General features: G+C 62.3%; 19 protein-coding genes. 14 read left to right on the forward strand and 5 right to left on the reverse strand.

Going from position 1 to position 18,344, the window contains the following annotated elements; genetic code table 11:
* Window positions 1–161: 161 nt before the first annotated feature.
* The 8 genes from MN188_RS00360 to MN188_RS00395 are packed head-to-tail and all read left to right on the forward strand — an operon-like array spanning window position 162 to window position 7,337.
* The gene (locus MN188_RS00360; protein ID WP_242104807.1) at window positions 162–1,106 is read left to right on the forward strand and encodes a tripartite tricarboxylate transporter substrate-binding protein; all 945 of its coding nucleotides are present in this window, start codon (window positions 162–164) and stop codon (window positions 1,104–1,106) included.
* A gap of 51 nt (window positions 1,107–1,157) precedes the next feature.
* Window positions 1,158–1,844 carry a tripartite tricarboxylate transporter TctB family protein gene (locus MN188_RS00365; RefSeq protein WP_242104808.1) on the forward strand — a complete coding sequence of 229 codons (687 nt, stop codon included), beginning with the start codon at window positions 1,158–1,160 and terminating at the stop codon, window positions 1,842–1,844.
* A gap of 7 nt (window positions 1,845–1,851) precedes the next feature.
* On the forward strand, window positions 1,852–3,492 hold the full coding sequence (locus MN188_RS00370) for a tripartite tricarboxylate transporter permease (RefSeq protein ID WP_242104809.1): 1,641 nt from the start codon (window positions 1,852–1,854) through the stop codon (window positions 3,490–3,492).
* A complete protein-coding gene (locus MN188_RS00375) occupies window positions 3,474–4,841 on the forward strand; it encodes an aldehyde dehydrogenase family protein (protein WP_242107306.1) in 1,368 nt (455 codons plus the stop codon). Before MN188_RS00370 ends, MN188_RS00375 begins: the two co-directional genes overlap by 19 nt.
* Window positions 4,838–6,073: a Tm-1-like ATP-binding domain-containing protein gene (locus MN188_RS00380; RefSeq protein WP_242104810.1), complete on the forward strand. Its 1,236-nt coding sequence runs from the start codon at window positions 4,838–4,840 to the stop codon at window positions 6,071–6,073. The genes MN188_RS00375 and MN188_RS00380 overlap by 4 nt, the downstream gene beginning before the upstream one ends.
* Before the next feature lie 57 nt (window positions 6,074–6,130).
* Window positions 6,131–6,526 carry a 5-carboxymethyl-2-hydroxymuconate Delta-isomerase gene (locus MN188_RS00385; RefSeq protein WP_242104811.1) on the forward strand — a complete coding sequence of 132 codons (396 nt, stop codon included), beginning with the start codon at window positions 6,131–6,133 and terminating at the stop codon, window positions 6,524–6,526.
* Window positions 6,523–6,957, forward strand: a complete 435-nt coding sequence (locus tag MN188_RS00390) for a MarR family transcriptional regulator (RefSeq protein WP_242104812.1) — start codon at window positions 6,523–6,525, stop codon at window positions 6,955–6,957. Before MN188_RS00385 ends, MN188_RS00390 begins: the two co-directional genes overlap by 4 nt.
* Window positions 6,954–7,337, forward strand: a complete 384-nt coding sequence (locus MN188_RS00395; RefSeq protein WP_242104813.1) for an acyl-CoA thioesterase — start codon at window positions 6,954–6,956, stop codon at window positions 7,335–7,337. Before MN188_RS00390 ends, MN188_RS00395 begins: the two co-directional genes overlap by 4 nt.
* Window positions 7,338–7,368: 31 nt before the next feature.
* On the opposite strand, the gene MN188_RS00400 is transcribed toward MN188_RS00395, so the two are convergent.
* A complete protein-coding gene (locus MN188_RS00400; RefSeq protein WP_242104814.1) occupies window positions 7,369–7,911 on the reverse strand; it encodes a hypothetical protein in 543 nt (180 codons plus the stop codon).
* 182 nt (window positions 7,912–8,093) lie between these two features.
* The gene (gene ettA / locus MN188_RS00405) at window positions 8,094–9,749 is read right to left on the reverse strand and encodes an energy-dependent translational throttle protein EttA (RefSeq protein ID WP_242104815.1); all 1,656 of its coding nucleotides are present in this window, start codon (window positions 9,747–9,749) and stop codon (window positions 8,094–8,096) included.
* 101 nt (window positions 9,750–9,850) lie between these two features.
* Here ettA and MN188_RS00410 point away from each other — a divergent pair, with 101 nt between their 5' ends.
* Together MN188_RS00410 and dacB are read left to right on the forward strand one after the other, a co-directional pair.
* On the forward strand, window positions 9,851–10,483 hold the full coding sequence (locus tag MN188_RS00410; protein ID WP_242104816.1) for a nicotinate-nucleotide adenylyltransferase: 633 nt from the start codon (window positions 9,851–9,853) through the stop codon (window positions 10,481–10,483).
* 82 nt (window positions 10,484–10,565) lie between these two features.
* Entirely contained in the window at window positions 10,566–12,059 is a 1,494-nt protein-coding gene (gene dacB, locus MN188_RS00415; protein ID WP_242104817.1) for a D-alanyl-D-alanine carboxypeptidase/D-alanyl-D-alanine endopeptidase, read from the forward strand.
* A gap of 12 nt (window positions 12,060–12,071) precedes the next feature.
* Here the strand turns inward: dacB and MN188_RS00420 are convergent, their stop codons facing one another.
* The gene (locus MN188_RS00420) at window positions 12,072–12,770 is read right to left on the reverse strand and encodes a glutathione binding-like protein (protein WP_242104818.1); all 699 of its coding nucleotides are present in this window, start codon (window positions 12,768–12,770) and stop codon (window positions 12,072–12,074) included.
* 159 nt (window positions 12,771–12,929) lie between these two features.
* Between MN188_RS00420 and MN188_RS00425 the strand changes: the two genes are divergently transcribed.
* Complete coding sequence (locus MN188_RS00425; protein WP_242104819.1) at window positions 12,930–13,787, forward strand: hypothetical protein; 858 nt, start codon at window positions 12,930–12,932, stop codon at window positions 13,785–13,787.
* Window positions 13,788–13,790: 3 nt separating this feature from the next.
* On the opposite strand, the gene MN188_RS17660 is transcribed toward MN188_RS00425, so the two are convergent.
* Window positions 13,791–14,924: an MFS transporter gene (locus MN188_RS17660; protein WP_242104820.1), complete on the reverse strand. Its 1,134-nt coding sequence runs from the start codon at window positions 14,922–14,924 to the stop codon at window positions 13,791–13,793.
* 73 nt (window positions 14,925–14,997) lie between these two features.
* Window positions 14,998–15,420, reverse strand: a complete 423-nt coding sequence (locus MN188_RS00435) for a tellurite resistance TerB family protein (RefSeq protein ID WP_242104821.1) — start codon at window positions 15,418–15,420, stop codon at window positions 14,998–15,000.
* Between the two features lie 114 nt (window positions 15,421–15,534).
* Between MN188_RS00435 and MN188_RS00440 the strand changes: the two genes are divergently transcribed.
* The 3 genes from MN188_RS00440 to MN188_RS00450 all read left to right on the forward strand — a co-directional run bounded on the left by MN188_RS00440 (window position 15,535) and on the right by MN188_RS00450 (window position 18,330).
* Complete coding sequence (locus MN188_RS00440) at window positions 15,535–17,112, forward strand: lysine--tRNA ligase (RefSeq protein ID WP_242104822.1); 1,578 nt, start codon at window positions 15,535–15,537, stop codon at window positions 17,110–17,112.
* A gap of 112 nt (window positions 17,113–17,224) precedes the next feature.
* Window positions 17,225–17,605, forward strand: a complete 381-nt coding sequence (locus MN188_RS00445; protein ID WP_242104823.1) for a hypothetical protein — start codon at window positions 17,225–17,227, stop codon at window positions 17,603–17,605.
* Window positions 17,602–18,330: a DUF4336 domain-containing protein gene (locus MN188_RS00450; protein ID WP_242104824.1), complete on the forward strand. Its 729-nt coding sequence runs from the start codon at window positions 17,602–17,604 to the stop codon at window positions 18,328–18,330. Before MN188_RS00445 ends, MN188_RS00450 begins: the two co-directional genes overlap by 4 nt.
* Window positions 18,331–18,344 lie beyond the last annotated feature (14 nt).

The following is an 18,344-nucleotide window of genomic DNA, read 5'->3' on the forward strand; positions in this document are numbered from 1 at the left end:
TTTCAGGTCGGTCTCAGGGCGTGGGCGGGCCGGACCGCGCGCCGTTTCGTTTCACATGTTAATTTTGTTGACAGACTCGGCCCGGCTCTGTCAATCTATTTTAGAACCGACGGTTCAAATAATGAACCGCACACAAGACGTGACGAAACAGGGAGATTGTCATGACCAAGACCAAACTTCTGGGTGGCGCGATGGCGCTGACCATGGCCGCGCTGGCCGGACCCGCCGCGGCGGATTACCCCGAAAAGCCGGTAAGCTTCATCGTGCCGTGGCCCCCCGGTGACCTGGAGGACGTGCTGACGCGGATGATCGCCGAGGATTTTCAGACGGAATACGGTGTATCGGCGGCGGTGGTGAACAAGCCCGGTGGCGGCGGTGGCCCGTTCCCCGGTGCCATCGACGTGGCGACCGCGCCGGCTGATGGCTATACCATCGGCTCGTTCGTGCCCGCTGTTCCGGTGATCGGGCATGAGATCGGCATCGACGAACTGGCCGACGAAGTCTTTGAGCCGATTGGAATTTTCCTGACCTATCCCTTCGTGATCGCCACCTCGGGCGACGCGCCCTATTCCACGATGGAAGAGCTGGCGGCACATGCGAAAGACAACGACGTGGCGCTGGGCCATTTCGGTGACGTGCTGACGCCGACCCAGGTGACCAAGGCCTATGCGGTGAACGCGGGTTTCGAATGGGGCTCGGACGCGGCGTTTGATGCGCTGGATTGCAACACGCTGGCCTCGGGCGATGCGGATGTGATCAACACGACGCTGCAGCTGATCCTGCCCTGCTTGGACAGCGTGAAAGTCCTGACCGCGATCACCGACACGCGCATCAGCCTGGTGCCTGACACGCCGACGATCGGCGAGCTGGACGAGAGCCTGGATATCGCGCTGTGGAACGGTCTGTTTGTGCACAAGGACACGCCGCAGGACGTGCGTGACAAGATTGCCGCCGTTGCCGAGAAAACGGTGATGAGCGACCGCGCGCAGGCCGTCGCCACGGAAACCGGCGCGCTGGTCTACTGGATGGATGCCGAAGCCTCGGCCGCCCGGATCGAGGGCGACAAGGCCACCGGCGCCGTGATCGGCGGCATCCTGGGCAACTAACCCAAAAGCGGGGCCGGGTATGACCTGGCCCCGCGTTTTCAAGGCGCTGGTATGAGCGAGATTTCCGACGACCCGAAGCTGCCCAAGCGGGGCCAGGTGCTGTTCGCAGCGCTTTTCCTCATTTGTGCAACGTTGCTTCTGGCGGCTATTGGCGATCAGACGAAGTGGCTGAAAGGTAAGGACTTCTTCGCCCAGCCACGGTTCTGGCCGGGGATCGGGGTCGGCGGCATGGTGCTGTTCACCGCGCTGCATTACTGGAACCTGCCGCGCCGCGAACGCCGCTTGCCGCGCTGGATGCGTGAAGCCGATTGGCTGCAATGGGCCGAAAGCCTGGCCTGGGCGGTGATCGCAGGGGGGCTGGCCCTGTGGCTGGGCCCGGTTCTGGCTGCCCCTTTCGTGTTCTTGCTGGCAACGCTGCGTATCAGTTACCTCTATCTGCACAAGATGGACTGGAAAGAGGCCAAGGCCTGGCTGTCGGTGCTGGAATGGGCCGGGTGGTTCCTGGCCTATGTCTTTCTGGTGCCGCTGATCGGCTATCTGCCGGTGACGCTGGTCTTTGCCCCGCTGCTGACCTGGCGCATCGGCTATCGCTCGCGTTTGCTGTTGTGGTCGTCGGTGGTGTTCGGCTTTGTCGTCGTCGTGGTGTTCAAAAGCTTCTTGCAGGTGAAGATCCCCGGCGCGGCGCTGTATGAATACCTGCCCGGCGCGCTGCGCAACTTCTTCATCCTGAATTTCTGAGGCGCGCATGGACCTGATCCTCGACTTCTTCGCCCAGATGCACTCCAGCGCCGGTATCCTCATGCGCTGGGACGTGGTGCTGGCGCTTTTGGTCGGCTCGGTCGGCGGGGTGCTGATTGGCGCCATTCCCGGCGTCGGCCCGGCGGTGGCGATTGCGATCCTGTTGCCCGCAACCTTCAGCATGGACCCGATTGTCGGGCTGACGGTGCTTTTGGGCATCTATGGCAGCTCGATGTATGGCGGCTCGATCCCCGCGATCCTGATCAATACGCCGGGCACGGCGGTGAACGCGCTGACCACCTATGACGGTTACCCAATGACCACGCGGGGCGAGGCGCGGCGCGCGCTGTCGCTGGCGTATTCCGCGTCCTTTTTCGGCGGCATTTTCAGCGTCATCTGCCTGATCTTCTTTGCCCCGGTGCTGGCCAAGGTCGCGCCCATGTTCGGGTCGCGCGAGATCTTTCTGGCCGCCCTTCTGGGCATCATCCTGGTCGTCACTGCGCACCGTAAACACACGTTGATCGCGGCGGCGATGGCCTGTTTCGGCATCTGGCTGAACACGATCGGCCTGCACCCGGCAAGTTACTCGAAACGTTATACATTCGATCAAAGCTGGTTGTCGGGTGGGGTGAACCTGATCGTCGTCGTGCTGGGGCTTTTCGCGCTGTCGCAGGCTTTCATCCTGCTGCATGGCGACGACGAAAAAATCCGGCTGACCAAGATGAAAGGTTCCTTCTTTCAAGGCTTTCGCGAACTGGCCCGTCACCCGCGCATCGCGGGCGCCTCGGCCAGTTTCGGCGTGATCATGGGGATGATCCCCGGCGTGGGGGAGTTCACCGCGCAATTCATGTCCTACACCTATGCCGCCAAAACCTCGAAACGGCCCGAGGATTTCGGGCATGGGTCCAGTGAAGGTCTGATCGCTGCCGAGACGGCGAACAACGCGGTGCCCGCCGCCGCGATGGTGCCGCTTCTGGCGCTGGGCATCCCCGGCGAGGCTCTGACGGCGATGATGCTGAGCGTGTTCTACGTGCACAACGTGATCCCCGGCCCGCAGCTGTTCCAGAACGACATGGACTTTGTCGTGGCGCTCTACATCGCGCTTCTGGTCCTGAACGTGCTGGTGGTGATCTTCCTGCTGATCGCCACCAACCATTTGATAAAAGTCGTCAAAATTCCCAACAAGTTCCTCGGTGTCTGCATCCTGACCCTGTCCTTCGTCGGCGTCTATTCGCTGCGCAACTCGGTCACCGATTGCGTGCTGGCGGCGGGGTTCGGCGTGCTGGGCTTCGTCCTGAAACGCCTGAACCTGCCCATTGTGCCGATCATCCTGGGCATGGTCCTGGGTGGTATCATGGAGGTGAAGCTGCGCAGCGCAATGGCGCGGGTAAAGACGCCCTATGACTTCATTGATCGTCCCATCGCGATGATCCTGTTTCTGATGATTCTGTTCGTGCTGGCACTGCATTTGCGCCGTGTCATGCTTGACCGCAAAGAAAGAAAGGCCAACGAATGGTCGACCAGTCACGCATCGATAAGCTTCGAAACCAACCTGTCGCGCCGCAAGGACTTTTTGTTGACGGAGCGTGGCAAAAAGGTGCGGGAGAGACGCTCGACGTTCTCTCGCCGATCGACGGACAAACGCTGACAACGATTGAACGGGCGTCTGCCGCAGATGTGGACCGCGCGGTGGCTGCGGCGCGACGTGCGTTCGACGATGGGCGCTGGTCGCGCATGGCGCCGGCGGGGCGCAAGAAGGTGTTGCATCGGCTTGCTGATCTGATCGAGAAAAACGCGCTGGAGCTGGCGGTTCTGGGCGTGCGCGACAACGGGACCGAGATCGGCATGGCGCTGAAGGCCGAACCGGGCTCGGCGGCGGGCACGTTCCGGTATTACGCCGAGGCGCTCGACAAGGTTTACGGCGAAATCGCCCCGACGGCGGGCGACGTTCTGGGCCTTGTGCACAAAGCGCCGGTCGGCGTTGTCGGGGCCATCGTGCCGTGGAACTTCCCTCTGATGATTGGGTCTTGGAAACTGGCGCCCGCGCTGGCGGCGGGCAATTCAGTGGTGTTGAAACCGGCCGAGACCGCGTCGCTGACCCTGTTGCGTCTGGCCGAGCTGGCGTCTGAGGCCGGGATGCCGGACGGCGTGTTTAACGTGGTGACCGGGCAGGGGTCCGTCGCGGGCGAGGCGCTGGCGATGTCGATGGATGTGGACGTGCTTGTCTTCACCGGCTCGGGCGGGGTCGGGCGGCGGCTGTTGCAGTATTCAGCGGCCTCGAACCTGAAGCGCTGTTACCTGGAGCTGGGCGGCAAATCCCCCAACATCGTATTCGCCGACGCGCCGGATCTGGCGCAGGCGGCAAAGGTCTCGGCGGCGGGGATCTTCCGCAACGCGGGCCAGGTCTGCGTCGCGGGGTCACGCCTGTTGGTCGAAGACAGCATTCACGATGATTTCGTGGCCGAGCTGTCCAAGCACGCTGGCGCGATGACGGTGGGCAACCCATTGGATTTGAATACCAATATCGGCGCGGTGAACAACCTTCCGCAGTTGGAGGGTAACCTGGGCTTCGTGACGAAGGCCGTCGAGGAGGGTGCCGAGATCGCGCTGGGCGGCGGGCGCGTCATGGAAGAAACCGGCGGCTATTACATGGAGCCCACGGTGCTGACCGGGGTTCAACCGCAGCACAACGTGGCGCAGAACGAGGTGTTCGGCCCGGTGCTGGCGGTAACGCGGTTCAAGACGGACGATGAGGCAGTTCAGATCGCCAATTCCACCCAATACGGGCTGGCGGCGGGCGTCTGGACCAGTGGCCTTTCCCGCGCGCACCGCATGGTGCGCGACGTGCAGGCGGGCGTGGTGCATGTGAATACCTATGGCGGCGCGGACGGCACGGTTCCCCTGGGCGGCGTCAAGCAATCGGGCAACGGGCATGACAAAAGCCTGCATGCCTTCGACAAGTATTTCGACCTGAAAACCGCGTGGATGCAGCTATGAGCGACAAGACAATTTTGGTCGTCGGGACCTATGACACCAAGGATGATGAGCTGAATTACCTGGCGGATGTGATCCGGGGGCAGGGCGGCGACGTGGTGACGATGGATGTGTCGGTGCTGGGGGATCCCTCGGCCCCTTGTGACCATTCGAAACACGATGTGGCCGAGGCTGGTGGATCGTCGATCCAGACCGCGATTGATGGCGGCGATGAGAACCTGGCGATGCAAATCATGGCGCAGGGGGCCGCCGCGCTGGCGCTTCGGCTATACCGCGACGGGGTGTTTGACGGGGTGATCGTGCTGGGCGGCTCGATGGGCACGGATCTGGCGTTGGACCTATGCCAGGCTTTGCCGGTGGGGGTGCCGAAATATGTCGTTTCGACGGTCAGTTTCAGCCCGCTGATCCCGCCCGAACGCCTTGCGGCGGATATCCAGATGATCCTCTGGGCGGGCGGGCTTTTCGGCTTGAATTCGGTCTGCAAGGCGTCGCTGTCACAGGCCGCAGGGGCGGTTCTGGGTGCGGCACGCGCGGTGGAAAAACCGAAAGCTGACAAGCCCTTGATCGGCATGACCTCGTTCGGCAAGACCGTGCTGCGCTATATGGTCAGCCTGAAACCGGCGCTTGAGGCGCGCGGCTTTGAGGTCGCGGTGTTCCACGCCACTGGCATGGGCGGGCGGGCATTCGAAAGCCTGGCCGCCGAGGGCGCCTTTGCCGCGGTGATGGATTTTGCCCCACAGGAGCTGGGCAATCACATCATGGGTTCGTCGATTTCCGCGGGGCCCGACCGGATGACCAACGCGGGCGCGTCCGGCATTCCACAAATCGTCTCGATCGGCTGCTACGACCTGGTGGATTTCGTGGGCTGGCAAGAGGCGCCGGCAAAACTGCAGGGGCAGGAGTTGCACGCGCACAACCGGCTCTTGTCCTCGGTCATGATGAACGCCGACCAGCGCCGTGAAATGGCGCGCGCAATGTGCACCCAGCTGGCGCAGGCACGCGGTCCGGTGGTGTTTCTGTTGCCGACGCAGGGGGGCAACGAATGGGACCGACCGGGCGGCCCGCTGCAGGACGCGGACGCGTTTGACGCGTTCAAATCCGAGCTGCGCAAATGCTGCCCTGACAACGTCACGCTGGTCGAGCTGAACGCCCATATCAACGATCCGGCCTTTTCGGACGCCGCATTGAGTGTGTTCGATGGCTGGCTGGACGATGGCACCATACCGCGACCTTAAACCCGGTTCCCCCCCCTTCGTGAACGGGTTAAACTTCGCGGTGAAAAGGGGAAGCCGATGCCACATCTGAGCTTTGAATACAGTGCCGGGCTGCGCAATCACGCGGATTTGGACGCGTTGGCGGTGACCATGCGTGACGCGCTGATCTCAACCGGGGAATGCGCGGTCGGCGGCATTCGCGTGCGCGGGTATCGCGCCGATGTGAATGCGGTTGGTGACGGCAGCGGGGAATACCATTTCCTCGACATGGTGCTGCGGCTGGGGCAGGGGCGCGATGAGGCAACGCGGTCGGCCATCGCCGATCAGCTTTACGCCAACGTCGAGGCCGCGCTGCGCCCGCAGCTGGGCGATATGCCCTTCATCCTGTCGCTGGAAGTGCAGGAAATCCAAAGCCGGTTCAGCCGCAAAAGCTGGTCCACCATCCATGCCGCGATCGCGAAAGGCACATCATGAAAGAACTTGACCGGGCGCTGCCCATCGCGCTGCTCCATGCGCGCGAGGCGACGCTGAAACCGTTTCGCCAGCAACTCGACAAGATCGGCCTGACGGTCCAGCAATGGCGCGTGATCCGGGTGCTGGGCGAGGGCAAACCGCGCACCGCAAGCGAGCTGGCCGAGCTGTGCGTGCTGATGCCGCCGTCGCTGAGCCGGATCCTGAAGAACCTGAGCGAACGCGGGTTGATCGAACGTGTCGAAGACGCCGACGCGCGCCGCCGCAAGGTGCAGATCACCGCGGCGGGCCGAAAGGCTTATGATGCCCATGCCGGGCGGGCGGCGGATATCTACAAACGGCTGGAAACCGCGTTTGGTGAGGAGAAGATGGAGCTGCTGCTCGACCTGCTGACCGAATTGCGCGACGTGGCCCAGACGGAGGACGAGGCATGAGTGACAAACCGGACCGTGCGGCGATCCTGCGCACATTGGCGATGCCGAAAGACACCAACGTGGCGGGCGACATTTTCGGCGGCTGGGTGCTGAGCCAGATGGACATCGCCGGCGGCGTCCTGGCGGCCGAACGCGCCGGCGGGCGGGTGGCCACGGTGGCGATCAACGCAATGACGTTCATCTCGCCGGTGCAAGTGGGCGACGTGCTGTCGATCTACGGCGAAGTCGCGCGAGTCGGGAATACGTCCATGTCCATCGCGCTGGAGGCCTGGTCCGAACGCGACCGGGGCCGGTCTGCCCACAAGGTCACCGAAGGGGTGTTCGTGTTCGTGGCGCTGGATGAGGGAGGGAAGCCGGTTCAGATTCCAGACAAGACCTGACGGCATGTCCCGCCCAGGGTCGGGCGCTTTCCTAGAAACTCGCGCGTATCAAGTTCAAACTGAGTTCGGAAATTGAAAGTGCTTCAATTGCGGGGCGCCCGCGAATCCCTCGATTCAACGTCGTCGGTCTCCGGATTGTTGAAGATCGATTTGCCCCAGTCGCGATTGCGCGACGTAAACTGTCTAATTCTGCCGGTGTGATTGCAGAATGCACGCCGCGCGTGGGGAGCAGGTAGAACTCCCATTGGGTTGGGTCCCGGTGATCGGATGTAGTGAAGTCCTCTTCGGCATGGTGGCAGAGGATGAAGAGATCACACATGAAGCCTTCGGTTTCGCACTGGACATTCGGGAAGTCGCGATCAAAGTAGTCCGGTTTTTTTCGCCAATCCAGTTTGAACGATGTTTCGGACAATCGTTGTGTTCGAGTGTTCCAGGGTTGGGTTTTTGCGCTGTTCTTTACTTGAATGCGAATTCTTTCCGGAAAACTGGCGGTCGCCTTTCCGATTTGCAGATCCCACAAGTTCCAGCCAAGCCCGACTGTTTGGCACTCTTGACCAAGGGCTTCAGCCAACATGTATTCGCACCAAAAGCCCCGTAAGGTGTTGTCCATCAATCGTGAGCCAAACGCCTCGGAAAGGAACCTTTCTTTGATCTGCCCTATGGTAACCAAGCCATCTCCTTGCGCCTATCAACGCCCGCGGATTTTCTTTCGAAAACCCGCTTTCGCGCTTGCAAAAGTTTGGCAGGGCCAAACAGTTACCTCGTAAACTTCTTATACTTCAACCGCTTCGGCTCCAGTGCATCTGCCCCCAACCGGCGTTTCTTGTCCTCTTCGTAATCCTCGAAGTTGCCTTCGAACCATTCCACGTGGGCGTCGCCTTCGAAGGCGAGCATGTGGGTGCAGATGCGGTCGAGGAAGAAGCGGTCGTGGGAGATGACGACGGCGCAGCCGGCGAAATCCACCAGCGCGTCTTCGAGCGCACGCAAGGTTTCGACGTCGAGGTCGTTGGTGGGTTCGTCAAGCAGCAGCACGTTGCCGCCCTCTTTCAGAAGCCGCGCCATGTGCACGCGGTTGCGTTCGCCGCCCGACAGCAGCCCGACCTTTTTCTGCTGGTCGCCGCCTTTGAAGTTGAAGGACGAGCAATAGGCGCGGGAGTTCACCTGCGCGTCGCCCAGGGCGATGATCTCGGCGCCGCCGGTGATCGCCTCCCATACGGTGGCGTCTGCTGCCAGGTCGTCGCGCGACTGGTCGACGTAAGACAGCTGCACCGTGTCGCCGTATTCGATCGTGCCGGCATCGGGTGTCTCCTGCCCGGTCAGCATTTTGAACAGGGTGGATTTACCCGCGCCGTTGGGGCCGATCACGCCGACGATGCCGCCCGGCGGCAGGCTGAAGGACAGGTCCTCGACCAGAAGCTTGTCGCCCATGTGTTTTTTCAGGCCCTCAACCTCGATGACTTTGGAGCCAAGGCGGGGGCCGTTGGGGATGACGATCTGGGCGCGGCCGACCTTTTCGCGCTCGGACTGGTTGGCCAGGTCGTTATAGGCGCTGATCCGGGCCTTGGATTTCGCCTGCCGGGCCTTGGCGCCCTGACGCATCCATTCCAGTTCGCGCTCCAGCGTTTTCTGCTTGGACTTGTCCTCGCGGGCCTCGTGCTCCAGCCGCTTGGCTTTCTGTTCCAACCAGGCCGAGTAATTGCCTTCGTAGGGCATGCCGCGACCGCGGTCGAGCTCCAGGATCCAGCCGGTGATGTCATCCAGGAAATAGCGGTCGTGGGTGACGATCAGGATCGTGCCTTTGTATTCGATCAGGTGCTGTTGCAGCCAGGCGATGGTTTCCGCGTCCAGGTGGTTGGTCGGTTCGTCCAAAAGCAGCATGTCGGGCTGCTCCAGCAGCAGCTTGCACAGCGCCACGCGGCGTTTTTCACCGCCCGACAGCGAGCTGACGTCGGCGTCGTCCGGGGGGCAGCGCAGCGCCTCCATCGACACGTCGATCTGGGCGTCGAGGTCCCACAGGTTCTCGGCGTCGATCTTGTCCTGCAGCTCGGCCATCTCCTCGGCGGTTTCATCCGAGTAATTCATCGCCAGCTCGTTATAACGGTCCAGGATGTCCTTTTTCGCCTTCACGCCCAGCATCACGTTGCCGCGCACGTCCAGCGTCGGGTCCAGTTCCGGTTCCTGCGGCAGGTAGCCCACCTTGGCGCCTTCAGCCGCCCAGGCTTCGCCGGTGAAATCCTTGTCGATCCCGGCCATGATGCGCATGAGGGTCGATTTACCGGTGCCGTTGACGCCGACGACGCCGATTTTCACACCGGGCAGGAAAGACAGGCGAATGTTTTCAAAGCATTTCTTGCCACCTGGATAGGTCTTGGACACACCGTCCATGTGATAGACGTATTGATAGGCTGCCATTTGAGATGCTCCGTGATGCGTGTTTCAAGCGGTGATAGCGATTTCGCTGGACGAGGGCAATTGCCGCGCTTTAAGGGATTTGACCCAGAGGGAGAGCGCAGATGCGCCATGACATTCCATACGCGCGGCCCGGGCAGGTCGTGGGTCTGCTGGGCGGGTCGTTTGATCCGGCCCATGCGGGGCATGTGCATGTCACCCACGAGGCTTTGCGCCGTTTCAGGTTGGACCGGGTCTGGTGGCTGGTCAGCCCCGGAAACCCGTTGAAAGAGCATGGCCCTGCGCCGATGGCGGCCCGCATGACGCGCGCACGCCGGGTGATGGTTCATCCCGCGGTCGAGGTCACGGATCTCGAGGCAAAAACTGCGACGCGGTATACCGCCGAGACGCTGGAGGCGCTGTTTGGCCTTTATCCCGGTGTGCGGTTCGTCTGGCTGATGGGGGCTGACAACCTGGCTGAATTTCACCATTGGGAACGCTGGGACTGGATCATGCAGAACGTGCCGGTGGGCGTGATTGCCCGGCCGGGGGATCGCGGGGCTGCCCGCAGTTCCATCGCGGCGCAGCGGTTCCGGCGGTTTCAACTGAGCGGTCGTGAAGCGGCGCGGCTGTCGGAGGTGGACGCCCCGGCCTGGTGCCTGGTGAACGTGCCGATGATGGATCATTCTTCTTCGGCCATTCGGGCGCGCGGCGATTGGGGGTGTGATCCAGCGGACTGCGCTGACGCGCAGGCTTGATTGTGGATTGGCGCCGGGATGCGGCGTTGCATCCGGTTTTCCGGGCTTGTCACACGGGCGCGGGGACGGTTAACTCACCGTCATGACATACGAAATCTCACGGCGGGTTCTGTTGGGTGGTCTGGGCGCAGCCCTGGCCAGCCCGGCGTTGGCCGAGGCGCCGTTGACCTCTCCTTTCCCGCAACGTCGCGCAGCGGATTTCGCCAAGCGGGCGGTGGCCGGGGCCGAAGGGCTGATCGCGCAGGCGCAGCTGGGCGGGAAGGTCGGATTCGTCGTGGCCAATGCGCGAACAGGTCAGGTGCTTGAGACCCACAACCCGCTGCTTCCGCTGCCGCCCGCCAGTGTCGCCAAGGCGATGACCGCGGTTTATGGGCTGAGCGCGCTGGGCACGACGCATCGCTTTGCCACGCGGCTGGTGGCAACGGGGCCGGTGCAGGGCGGGGTGATCCAAGGCGATCTGGTGTTGACCGGCGGCGGTGATCCGGTGCTGGACACCGATGCACTGGCCGCGATGGCCGGGCAGTTGAAGGCGCTGGGTGTGGTCGGCGTCACCGGCAAGTTCCAGGTGCATGATGGGGCGCTGCCCTATCAGCGGGTGATCGATGACGATCAGCCTGACCATTTGGGATATAATCCGTCCGTGTCGGGGCTGAACCTGAATTACAATCGGGTGCATTTTGAATGGAAGCGGGCCAACACCGGGTACACGGTCGCAATGGACGCGCGCAGTGAAAAGCATCGACCCGAGGTTGCGATGGCGCAGATGCGCGTCGTGGCGCGAACCACGCCGGTTTATACTTATTCGGCTGGCAAGGGCGGCGTGGATGAATGGACCGTGGCGCAGGGCGCGCTTGGCAATGGCGGGTCGCGTTGGCTTCCGGTACGCAACCCGGCGCTTTATGCCGGTGAGGTGTTTCAAGCTCTGGCGCGGGCACACGGGGTGCGCCTGCCCAAGGTCAGAGAATCCCGCAAGACGCCCACCGGATCGGTGCTGGTGTCACACGACAGCCCTGATCTGGCGACGATCACGCGCGGCATGTTGAAATACTCGACCAACCTGACCGCCGAGGTGATCGGTCTGTCGGCCAGCCAAGAACGTGGCGCCAAGCCCGGATCGCTACGCGCTTCGGCCAGTGCGATGAGCAAATGGGCCAAGGCGGACCTGGGTGCGAAACACGCGAAATTTCTGGATCATAGCGGGCTGAACGATGGGTCGCGGGTGTCGGCCAGCGACATGGCGAAAGCGCTGGTCAAGGTGGGCCCAGACGGCGCGCTTCACAATTTGATGAAAGAAATCAGGCCGTTGGATGCGCAGGGAAAACCCTTTGCCAACCCGCGCCACGCGATCCGGGCCAAGACCGGAACGCTGAACTTCGTCAGCTCTCTGGCCGGATACGTGGACGCGCCGGATGGCTCGAAACTGGCCTTTGCGATCTTCACCGGCGATGTCGAGCGACGTAACCGGATCAAGCGGTCAGACCGCGAGCGGCCCGAGGGGGCGTCGGGCTGGGCCCGACGATCACGTTGGTTGCAGCAACAACTGATCAGCCGCTGGGCGGTGCTTTACGGCAGCTGACTGCGCTGGCGCTCAGGGGCGCGCAGGCACGTTCACCGCAACCTTCGACGCCGGGCGATTGGCGCAGGTTTCATACCAGCGCATCACCTCGGGCACGTCGTCAAGCTCCAGCAAATCATAGGCGTCGTAATGTGTCATCAGCACGCGGACCCAGGGCCAGATGGCGATGTCGGCAATGGTATATTCGTCGCCCATGACGAAGCTTTTGCCGACAAGGTGGTCGTTCAGAACGTCCAATAGGCGCTGGGTCTCTTCCTTGTAGCGGGTCACCGGGCGGGGGTCTTCGATCTCTTTCCCGGCGAAGGCGTGGAAGAAGCCAAACTGCCCGAACATCGGCCCGACACCGCCCATTTGCCACATCAGCCATTGCAGCGTTTGATACCGGCGCACCGGGTCGATGGGCAGAAACTTACCCGTCTTTTCAGCTAGGTAGATCAGGATCGCGCCGGTTTCGAACAGACCCATCGGTTTGCCGTTCGGCCCATCGGGGTCGATGATCGCGGGGATCTTGTTGTTGGGGTTGAGCGACAGAAACTCGGGCGAGAACTGGTCGCCCTCCATGATGTTCACCAGATGCGGTTCATAAGCCAACCCGCATTCTTCCAGCATGGCCGAGACCTTGATGCCGTTGGGCGTGGGCAGGGAATAGAGCTGGATTGCGTCCGGTTTGGTGGCGGGCCAGCGTTTGGTGATGTCGAATTGGTCAAGCATGAGAATCCCCTGATGTTTAAACCCTTTAAAGGTCAAATCGGCCAAAGTTTAAACTCTTTAAAGGTCAGTTGAGCTGTCATATGGCCGGGCGCGCGTCCGGTTTCAAGTCGCTTTCAGATCCAAGATCAGCGTGCCAAGCTTGTGTGGGAAGGACACCCGATGCCGAACGACCATCCTTTGTTTCGCGATCACCCTACCACCGGATCGGTGACGGTTTCGACCGGAGCCGAACCCGTGCCCTACCGGGCGGAAGATGGCGAAGGGCTGATGCTGATCGGCCGGGGCAATCTGGAAACGGTCACGCAGGCGATGGGCAGCGAGGGGGTGCATCCGGTGGTCACGGCGTCGGGCCATGCCGCGATGGGGATCATTCTGAGCGATTTTCGCAAAGCGAGCCACGGCGCGCATCGTGAGATCCAGGTCTTCGCGCTGTGTTCGAAGACGCCCGGAGAGGTCATTGGCGACGACGCGATGGCGCTTCCGGTGGCGATGACCACCCGCTCTGATCTGGGCACCCTGTGCCTGCACCTGTGGAATGACACGGCCAGGGTTGTGGCCTTCAACACGGAATACCTGGGTCTGAACGCGCGGCTGGCCGCTTGTGAGTTTTTCCCCCGTGACGGAGACGCCGTGACATTTGCCTGTGCGGACAAGGAAACCGGCCCGATCCTGCGGGGACAGATCGGATTTCAAAAACGGCCGAGCCTTGCCACCTTGTGGGAGGTTCTGCGGATCGCCGGGTGGCGGGCGTTTGTGCATCTTGGCCGGTCCCCCTATGCCGGGGCCTTCGTTGTGAACAAACGGTCCGATGTTCTGCCCGAGAACCGCTTTGCCCCGACCTTCACCGGGGCGGATAAAATGGTCACCCGCCATTGGAATGATGGGCGGGATGATGGGCGGGACAGGTTGGAGCTGTTGCATCCGGACTTGCAGCCCTATGGGTTTGAGCCGATCGCGGTCGAACATATGTGGCCGTTTCGCTTCGTCTATCATCACCCGGATCATAAGGGCGGCTAGGGGTCAGGCCCTGCGCGCCAGCAGCCAATAGGTAAGGCCGGCCGCGAGGGCCACGGCGACCGCGCCGTGCTGAGCCTCGGCTGAGAAAGTGGTGAGCAGGAAGCCCGTGAAAAGCGGGCCGCAGGCGGCGCCGAAATCGCGCCAGGCCTGCATCCGGGCCAGCGGACCAATCACATCTTCGTCGTCAGATAGGGATTGCGCGATGACGGCGGGGCCAAGTGAGGCCAGCGCGCCGCGAAACAGCAGCATCACCAGCGCGCCGATCACGGTGACGCCACTGGCCACCAGGATAAATCCGACAAGGGTCAGAAGGGCTGCGGTGACGAACACTCGGCGCGCGCCGAACTTGTCGGCGATCCAGCCAAACAGCGGCGCCGCGATCGCCTCGCCAAAGTGGCGCATGGCCAGAAGCGCGCTGCCGCTCATCACGGCCTGGGACAGATCGGCCTCGCGCGCGAAGATCAGCGTGATGGTGACGGCGAACACCCCGTCAACGCCATAGCCTTGCAGGAAGAACAGCAGGTCGATGGGTTTCGGGCGTGACAGGGCCGCGGGCTTGGCGCGTTTCGGGTCCGACAGCCCGCTTTTGGGCAGGGCAAGCGCGATGGGGAGGGCAAGGGCCGTGGGCACCGCCAGAAGCGCGAAGGCCATGTTCGGCCCGACCACGCCGACCAGCCAGGCGCCGCCAAACAGCGCCAGGATCGGCCCGATCCGCTGAATCGCCTGTCCCACGCCGACGCGGGTACCAACGCGGGCGCGAAACTCCATCGCATAGGTCAGCGTTGCCAGCACCAGCGCCCCATAGGTCAGCCCCCAGAGGATGCGCGCGGTCAGGATCGCGGCCGGCCCCTGACCGAAGCCATACAGCGCAGTGGACACGGTCGCGGTGCATGCGGCACCGATGCACATGTTGCGCACGCCCAGCTTGTGGGTCAGCCGCGCAATCGTACCATAGGCAAAAACACGCACGAAGCGATTGGCCGACAACATCACGCCGACCCAGGGCAGGGTCAGGCCGAAATCGGCGGCATAGGCGGGCAGAACAGCATACAGCAGCGCATCCCCCAACAGCGCCAGGGACATGATGAAGGACGACCCGATGATGGCCCGCCAGCCGGTATCTGTCTGCTGCGTCACACCCATTCCCTTACGCCAAAGGGGCGTTCAGGCAGCAACGCATATCACCACAGGCAAGTCCAGCGTTGCGAAATCACACCGTCATGTGCCGCGCGCGGGCGCCGCGTTCGATGGCGGCGGCGTGTAGGCGGTCGATCGACAGCTCATAGCGGATCTCTTCCAAGAGGCGCAGTTCGGTGTCGTTCAGCTCACCGTCTGCGGCCGCCACGTCGCAGGCCAGCGCGTAAGCTGTTTCCCACAGCGTTTCGGGTAGGTTGTCGCGCACCAGGCCAAACAGCGCGTCCAGCCCGTCCTCGACCCCAAAAAGGTCATAGACCGTCTGCGACACGGTCTTGATCCGGTCCATGTCATAGCCCGCAAAAACCGGCAGGTGGTTCACGATGCCTTCGATGGTGACCAGTTCCGAGGTGTGCATCTGCTCATCCGAGGCGGCGACGGCGACCATGACGGCGACCAGGCTGTCTTCGGCGGTAAGGGAATGGGGCAGTTCGGGCACAGTGTGGCCTCCTGAAAAGGGTATGTTGCGGTGCAGAATATTGACGCGAAGGGGTTCGCGCAATAGGAAGCAACACCCGCCGGGTATTGGGCCCGGGGACCGAAGGATGAAAACATGTCTGATCTGCGCGAAACCGCGATGTCGTCGAAAGCCTGGCCCTTTGAAGAAGCACGCCGGGTGCTGAAACGGTATGCCAAGGGCGCGCCGGAGAAGGGGTTCGTGTTGTTCGAGACGGGATACGGCCCCTCGGGTCTGCCGCATATCGGCACTTTTGGCGAGGTTGCGCGCACCACGATGATCAAACGCGCGTTTGAGGCGATCAGCGACATTCCCACGAAACTGGTGTGTTTTTCCGACGATCTGGACGGGATGCGCAAGGTGCCGGGCAATGTGCCGAACTCGGAAAGCCTGCACGATCACCTGCAAAAGCCGCTGACCTCGGTGCCGGACCCGTTCGGCACGCATGACAGTTTTGGAGATCACAACAACGCGATGCTGCGCCGGTTCCTGGACACGTTCGGGTTTGAATATGACTTCATCTCGGCCACCGAGTTCTATCGCTCGGGCCAGTTTGACGAGGTGCTGAAGCGCGCCGTTGAAAAGTATGATGACATCATGGCCGTCATGCTGAAATCTTTGCGCGAAGAGCGGCGCCAGACCTATTCGATCTTTCTGCCGATCCACCCGGAGACCGGGCGGGTGCTCTATGTGCCGATGAAAGAGGTCAACGCGACCGATCACACGATCACCTTTGACGACGCAGAGGGCCGTGAATGGACGCTGCCGGTCACTGGCGGCAACGTGAAACTGCAGTGGAAGCCGGATTTTGGCGCGCGCTGGGCCGCGCTGGGTGTCGATTTTGAGATGTACGGCAAGGATCACAGCACCAACACGCCGATCTATGACAAGATCTGCCGCATCCTGGGTCATCCCGCGCCGGATCACTTCACCTATGAGCTGTTTCTGGATGCCAATGGCCAGAAGATTTCCAAGACCTCGGGCAACGGGATTTCGATCGACGAATGGCTGACCTATGCCAGCTCGCAAAGCCTGTCGTATTTCATGTACATGAAGCCCAAGACGGCGAAGCGGATGCATTTCGACGTGATCCCCAAGGCGATGGACGAATATCACCAGCAGCTGCGCGCCTATCACGGTCAGGATGTGGCGGCACAGTTGAACAACCCGGTCTGGCACATCCACGGCGGGGACGTGCCGCAGTCGAACATGGTTGTGCCGTTCTCGATGCTTCTGAACCTGGCAAGCGTGGCGCATGCGCATGACAAAAGCGCGCTGTGGGGCTTCATCCAGCGTTACGCGCCGGACGCCTCGCCGGAAACCCATCCGGATTTGGATGCGGCGGCAGGTTATGCGGTGAAATACTACGAGGACTTCGTCGAGCCCGCCAAGGTGTTCCGCCTGCCCAGCGATGTGGAGCGCGAAGCGCTCGAAGAACTGCGCGACACGCTGCGGGCCTATGACGGGGCCGTGGACGGTGACGCATTGCAGTCGGTTGTGTTCGGCGTGGGGCGCGAGCGGTTCGATCCGATGCGCGATTGGTTCAAAGCACTTTACGAGGTGCTTTTGGGCGCCAGCCAAGGCCCACGGTTCGGCGGCTTCATTGCGCTGTATGGCGTCGAGGAAACCGCCGCCCTGATCGACCGCGCGCTTGCGGGTGAGCTGGCGAAGTAATCCGGCAGCGCCCCCGAACGCAAACACGCCGTTTTTCTCGAAAAACTCAATTTATGGGGGCATTGCCTGCCTCGACACACAGGATATAGTGTGCCCGAAGGGGTGTGTCGGCATGTATGAGGGAAATTTCACCGCAATCTTGTGTTCGCTGCTGTTGGGCGGCGAAACCGAGGTGCGCCATCCCTACAACGTCGGCTATGACCTGCATTTCATCCGTGTGGATTGCGAGAACGACAGCCATGTGCTGGAGGTCGGGTTGGATAAGCGATCGTCGCTGGACAGCGTGCAGCAGGCGCTGTTTGCCGCCAGCCGCACCGGCAAGGCGCCGATGGTGGTGATGATCGACACCGACGGGCGCGAAGATCAGTATGAATACCGCGTGCGCACGGCGGCGAAGATGGCCGGGGTCGAATACCGTGTCTATGACAAGGATTTCCTGATCCGCTGGCAGATGACCGATTACCTGCGCAATGCCGCAAGGACGGGGATGTGAGCGAGGGTTTCGCGCCACTGAACGTTCCCAAAGCAATCACGGATGATCTGTGGTTGATCGACGGGCCAGCGATCCGGTTCTATGGCATGCCCTTTTCCACCCGCGCCACCATAGTGCGTCTGGCTGATGGCGGGCTGTGGGTGCATTCGCCCACGGCCCTGGTCGACGGGCTGGCCGAGAAGGTGGCAGCGCTGGGCCCGGTGCGCCACCTGGTGGCGCCGAACTGGATTCATTATGCCTTTGTCGCCGATTGGCAGGCGGCATTTCCAGACGCGCAAAGCTGGGCCGCGCCGGGGGTGCAGGATCGCGCCGCGTTGCGCGGGATGGCATTGCGCTTTGACCATGATCTGACGCCGGCCCCGCCCGGAGATTGGGTGGATGAGATCGACCAGATGATTGTGCGCGGCAGTCGCATCCACCGCGAGGCGGTGTTCTTTCATCGCGCCAGCCGGACCTTGATCCTGACCGACCTGATCGAGAATTTCGAGCCCGCGCATCTGCCTTGGTGGATGCGCATCGCAACAAGACTGGGTGGCATTCAAGCGCCGCACGGGGGCATGCCGCGCGACATGCGGATGACCTTTCGACAAAAGCGTGCCGTGCTGCGCGAAGACGTCCGGCGCATGATCGACTGGGGCCCTGAGCGGGTGATCCTGTCGCATGGGGCGTGGTTCGAGTCCGACGGCGCGGCGCGTCTGGCGCGCGCGTTCAGCTGGCTGCTTTAGGCTTGTTTCTGTCC

Origin of the sequence: Aliiroseovarius subalbicans (assembly GCF_022678625.1) — a bacterium.
GTDB classification, from domain to species: Bacteria; Pseudomonadota; Alphaproteobacteria; order Rhodobacterales; family Rhodobacteraceae; genus Aliiroseovarius_A; species Aliiroseovarius_A subalbicans.